Source organism: Enterobacter sp. EC_50, from assembly GCF_019584525.1.
Classification (GTDB): Bacteria; Pseudomonadota; Gammaproteobacteria; order Enterobacterales; family Enterobacteriaceae; genus Enterobacter; species Enterobacter roggenkampii.
In genome coordinates, this window is sequence record NZ_VDAF01000057.1 from 1 (window position 1) to 4,176 (window position 4,176).

At 44.2% G+C, this 4,176-nt stretch carries 3 protein-coding genes and 1 pseudogene; 2 read left to right on the forward strand and 2 right to left on the reverse strand.

Features of this window, described 5'->3' with window-relative positions; genetic code table 11:
- Nucleotides 1–617 precede the first annotated feature (617 nt).
- Nucleotides 618–767, forward strand: coding sequence for a hypothetical protein (locus FHC48_RS22840; protein WP_166495069.1), 150 nt, complete (start codon nt 618–620; stop codon nt 765–767).
- Nucleotides 768–1,150: 383 nt separating this feature from the next.
- Complete coding sequence (locus tag FHC48_RS22845; RefSeq protein WP_121835725.1) at nt 1,151–1,519, forward strand: hypothetical protein; 369 nt, start codon at nt 1,151–1,153, stop codon at nt 1,517–1,519.
- 453 nt (nt 1,520–1,972) lie between these two features.
- Here FHC48_RS22845 and FHC48_RS22850 read toward each other — a convergent pair.
- Together FHC48_RS22850 and FHC48_RS22855 are read right to left on the reverse strand one after the other, a co-directional pair.
- A pseudogene (locus FHC48_RS22850) lies at nt 1,973–2,670 on the reverse strand (IS1 family transposase).
- 265 nt (nt 2,671–2,935) lie between these two features.
- On the reverse strand, nt 2,936–3,535 hold the full coding sequence (locus FHC48_RS22855; protein WP_252401337.1) for a GNVR domain-containing protein: 600 nt from the start codon (nt 3,533–3,535) through the stop codon (nt 2,936–2,938).
- Nucleotides 3,536–4,176: the final 641 nt, after the last annotated feature.

Sequence of the window (4,176 nt, forward strand, 5' to 3'; positions counted from 1 at the left end):
AAGACGATAGTTACCGAAAAGAGCGTGGTAGTCGGACTGAACGGGGGGTTCGTGCATACAGTCCAGCTTGGAGCGAACTGCCTACCCGGAACTGAGTGTCAGGCGTGGAATGAGACAAACGCGGCCATAACAGCGGAATGACACCGGTAAACCGAAAGGCAGGAACAGGAGAGCGCACGAGGGAGCCACCAGGGGGAAACGCCTGGTATCTTTATAGTCCTGTCGGGTTTCGCCACCACTGATTTGAGCGTCAGATTTCGTGATGCTTGTCAGGGGGGCGGAGCCTATGGAAAAACGGCAAGCCCGCATCCTTTTTCCGGCCTTTCTTGACCTCCGCTCCATCTCGTTACCTCGTCATTCGTGAGCCGGTACCGCTCGCCGCAGCCGAACGACCGAGCGTAGCGAGTCAGTGAGCGAGGAAGCGGAATATCTCTTGTATTGCATCTTCTGCTGACGCGCCGGTGCCTCCTTTTTCTCCTGCCACATGAAGCACTTTCATAAAGTGTTACTCCACCGTAGCATATTGAGCCCATATACGCTCCGCTAGCGCTACGTGACTGGTTCAGGGCTGCGCCCCGAAACCCTCTAACAACCTCTCAGCTATTGGATATCACCCCATGCCATCTGAATATGATGAACAACTGGATTCGACTGATACGCAGCTTCCCGGCGAATATGACCTTTTTGATTTAATGGCGCAGGTTACTGAAGAGAACCTGCACGCCCCGGTGGATTTTGGGCCGCCTGTCGGCCGTGAAGTGTTATAGCTTTTTCGCTTACCCGCGTACGTGGTAATACGCCGGTATTACATCTTATTTCTTTATTTTCATGTAATTACAGGTGGTTGTAATACGTTGCGTATTACATAAATAAACGGGGACTTCAGTTTTTACCTTTTAATTCATGCAATTGCGATGAAAATCGCGGTTGCGTATGGTGTATGACCATTTAAGGGATAATGTAACCTGACTTTTAAAGAATGAATCTATCTTTGGTAGCGCATGAGATCGATAAAAAGCGTTCCACATCAGGCGGTTCATGGATACATGAACCGGAAAGGACAAAAATAAGACAATTGTAGGACATTTTTTGCGTTTTACTCTTATTTTTGGACTATTATGAGACAAATGTAAGACATTATGGGCGGTATATGGCGAATTTTAACCCTGGTCCAAGAACAGCCATTGCAGCTGTCAGGGATTCCAAGAACGATATAGAAACCTGGAAGAAAAATGGTATCCGTAGGGAAGAGATTGTGACTGTACTGAATAAACGTTACGGCCTGAATATCTCACTGGTTGCGTTTGATAAGGCTCTTTACAGATTGAGAAAAAGTACAGATGAACCGTCTCTTGCTGATGTGGATTCTGTGTCTGCTGCAGAAACGAATTTCTCTGAAGCCAGTGGGCCTGAAAATGGTTTTTTTCTGTCCGGGAATGACTTCATGCGAGCAGAAGAAGAATCTCAAAGAATGGTTGAGTCATTCAGAGATAGCCTTGGCAGGAAGAAAGGATTCTGATTTTGAATTCTAAGTAGTGAAATAGTGGATCCTCTACTCGAAATTGTCGGATACCTGCAATTACCTACCGTGCCTTACGGCTTGGTCAATGCCTCACGGCCACGCAATAAATTACGTCCCCGTTCACCGTTTTCGGATAAGAAGAACATCGGAAACAGGACTTACCCCGGCTGAATGGCGTGAATTTCCGCGCTATGCACTTGCGCGCATACTCATGCATGCCGTAAAAATAGAGCCTGCGCGTTTCTGGCGGGTTTTCGGGTGGTTTGTTGCCTGTTTTACCGGTTTTCCGTCAGAAACGCCCTCAGCGCCTCTCAGGCGGTGCACGCAACAGATGTTATGGTAAATCCAACTGATTGGCAGGTACAAAAAAAGCCCCGCAGGGCTTTTTTGCTATGAGTTAGCCATATTTTCGTGCGAATTTTTCATCGGAATCGCGGTGATGACTCCAACTTACTGATAGTGTTTTATGTTCAGATAATGCCCGATGACTTTGTCATGCAGCTCCACCGATTTTGAAAACGACAGTGACTTCCGTCCCAGCCTTGCCAGATGTTGCCTCAGATTCAGGTTATGCCGCTCAATGCGCTGCGTATATCGCTTGCTGATAACGTGCAGTTCTCCCTTCAGGCGTGATTCATAAAGCGGCCAGCCATCCGTCATCCATACCACGACCTCAAAGTCCGACAGCAGGCTCAGAAGACGCTCCAGTGTGGCCAGAGTGCGTTCACCGAATACGTGCGCCACAACCGTCCTCCGAATCCTGTCATACGCGTAAAACAACCAGCGCTGGCGTGATTTAGCGCCGACGTAACCCCACTGTTCGTCCATTTCAGCGCAGACAATCACATCACCGCCCGGTTGTATGCGCTAGGTTACCGACTGCGGCCTGAGTTTTTTAAGTGACGTAAAACCGTGTTGAGGCCAACGCCCATAATGCGTGCACTGGCGCGACATCCGACGCCATTCATGGCCATATCAATGATTTTCTGGTGCGTACCGGGCTGAGAGGCGGTATAAGTGAACTGTAGTTGCCATGTTTTACGGCAATGAGAGCAGAGATAGCGCTGATGTCCGGCAGTGCTTTTGCCGTTACGCACCACGCCTTCAGTAGCGGAGCAGGAAGGACATCTGATGGAAATGGAAGCCACGCAAGCACCTTAAAATCACCATCATACACTAAATCAGCAAGTTGGCAGCATTACCCGCGAGGTGACCAATCGGGTTCCTCATGGGAATAAAAACTGCTGCAGTTGGCCCAGTGCCACGGAGAATCAGTTAGGCAATGGAAGGGTAATAAATAGAACTGACTGCCCTTATTCACTTGAGGTTTATCGGGAGGCCCGCTATTAGCGGGCTTTTCTGCATCTGGCGTGTAACGGATGTTGCTAGAATACGGTTATTAATCGTTACAGGCTAATAAAAAGACCTGTTTAACTTATTTTTATATTCAAGTATAGATCTTTTTATTATATGATACGAGGAGGAAAAGATAACGGCTATAATTAACGTTAGAGCCATAATTAAAGCTGGTTTATACTTTTTATTCACTATTTCATCATTTATTGAAATGAAGTTTTTTTCTCCGGCAGTGTTTATTTTTGTTAATAATGCAACTTTTGCATATGTTTCAGTGCCATTTATATAGTTGCTGTCCTGGTTGTTAACTATGCTTTTATAAGTTTTATAATCTTGGATGTACCAGTCATCAATAGCTTTATGGATAGCGTTTACTTCAGCGGTAATCAGTGGTTTGTAGCGGTCATCACCAGCCCATGACAGGATTATTTTTTTTCCTCTTTCGTCTATATTTGATGTTATAGACTTGCTTTTATTGTTTATAATTGATTGTATGATATTCGCTTTACAATAAAAGTCAGACTCACAGTTAATAATCATGCTTGGCGAATTAGCGATCATATTTAATTCGTACTTTATATTTATTTTGTTTTTGTTTATCAGCAAGAAAATAGATGACAAAATCAATGAGAAAACAACAAACAAAATAATACTCACGATTTTTTTCTTAAGAAAGAGAAATAACTCGATGAAATCAATATCAGGTGAATTGTTTTCCATTTTTCATATACCAACAATAGTTATTAAATTATAGCTTAAATAAATAAATAAAATTAAAATAGCCGTGATGAATATTTTCGCTGATTTACTATATTTCATTTTAAAATCCAATCAAATAAAAACATTTTACCTATTATTTAGGTGTGAGAAAACTCCTAAAATCAATTTTTTTTGTTTGTTTTTTGTTCGGTTATGTCTATGGAGAGAGTTGTTATCAGCCTGTATCCTTTCCACATATTTTAAGATCTTCTTGAGATCCTTGTGTTACAGCCGTAATCTCTTGGTCTGAAAACGAAAAAACCACCCGGCAAGGTGGTTTTTCGAAGGTTCATTAAACCGGCAAGTTTATGAACCGTGGTAACAGGGTGTACAAGACCGCTGCCACCAAAATCGTCCTTCTAGTTTAGCCGCAGTCTGGCTCTAACTTCAAGAACTCTGCATCAGTAATCTCTTGTACACCCTCTACCAATGGCTACCGCCAATGGCGATTTGTCGTGCCTTTTCGGGTTGGACTCAAGACGATAGTTACCGAAAAGAGCGTGGTAGTCGGACTGAACGGGGGGTTCGTGCATACAGTC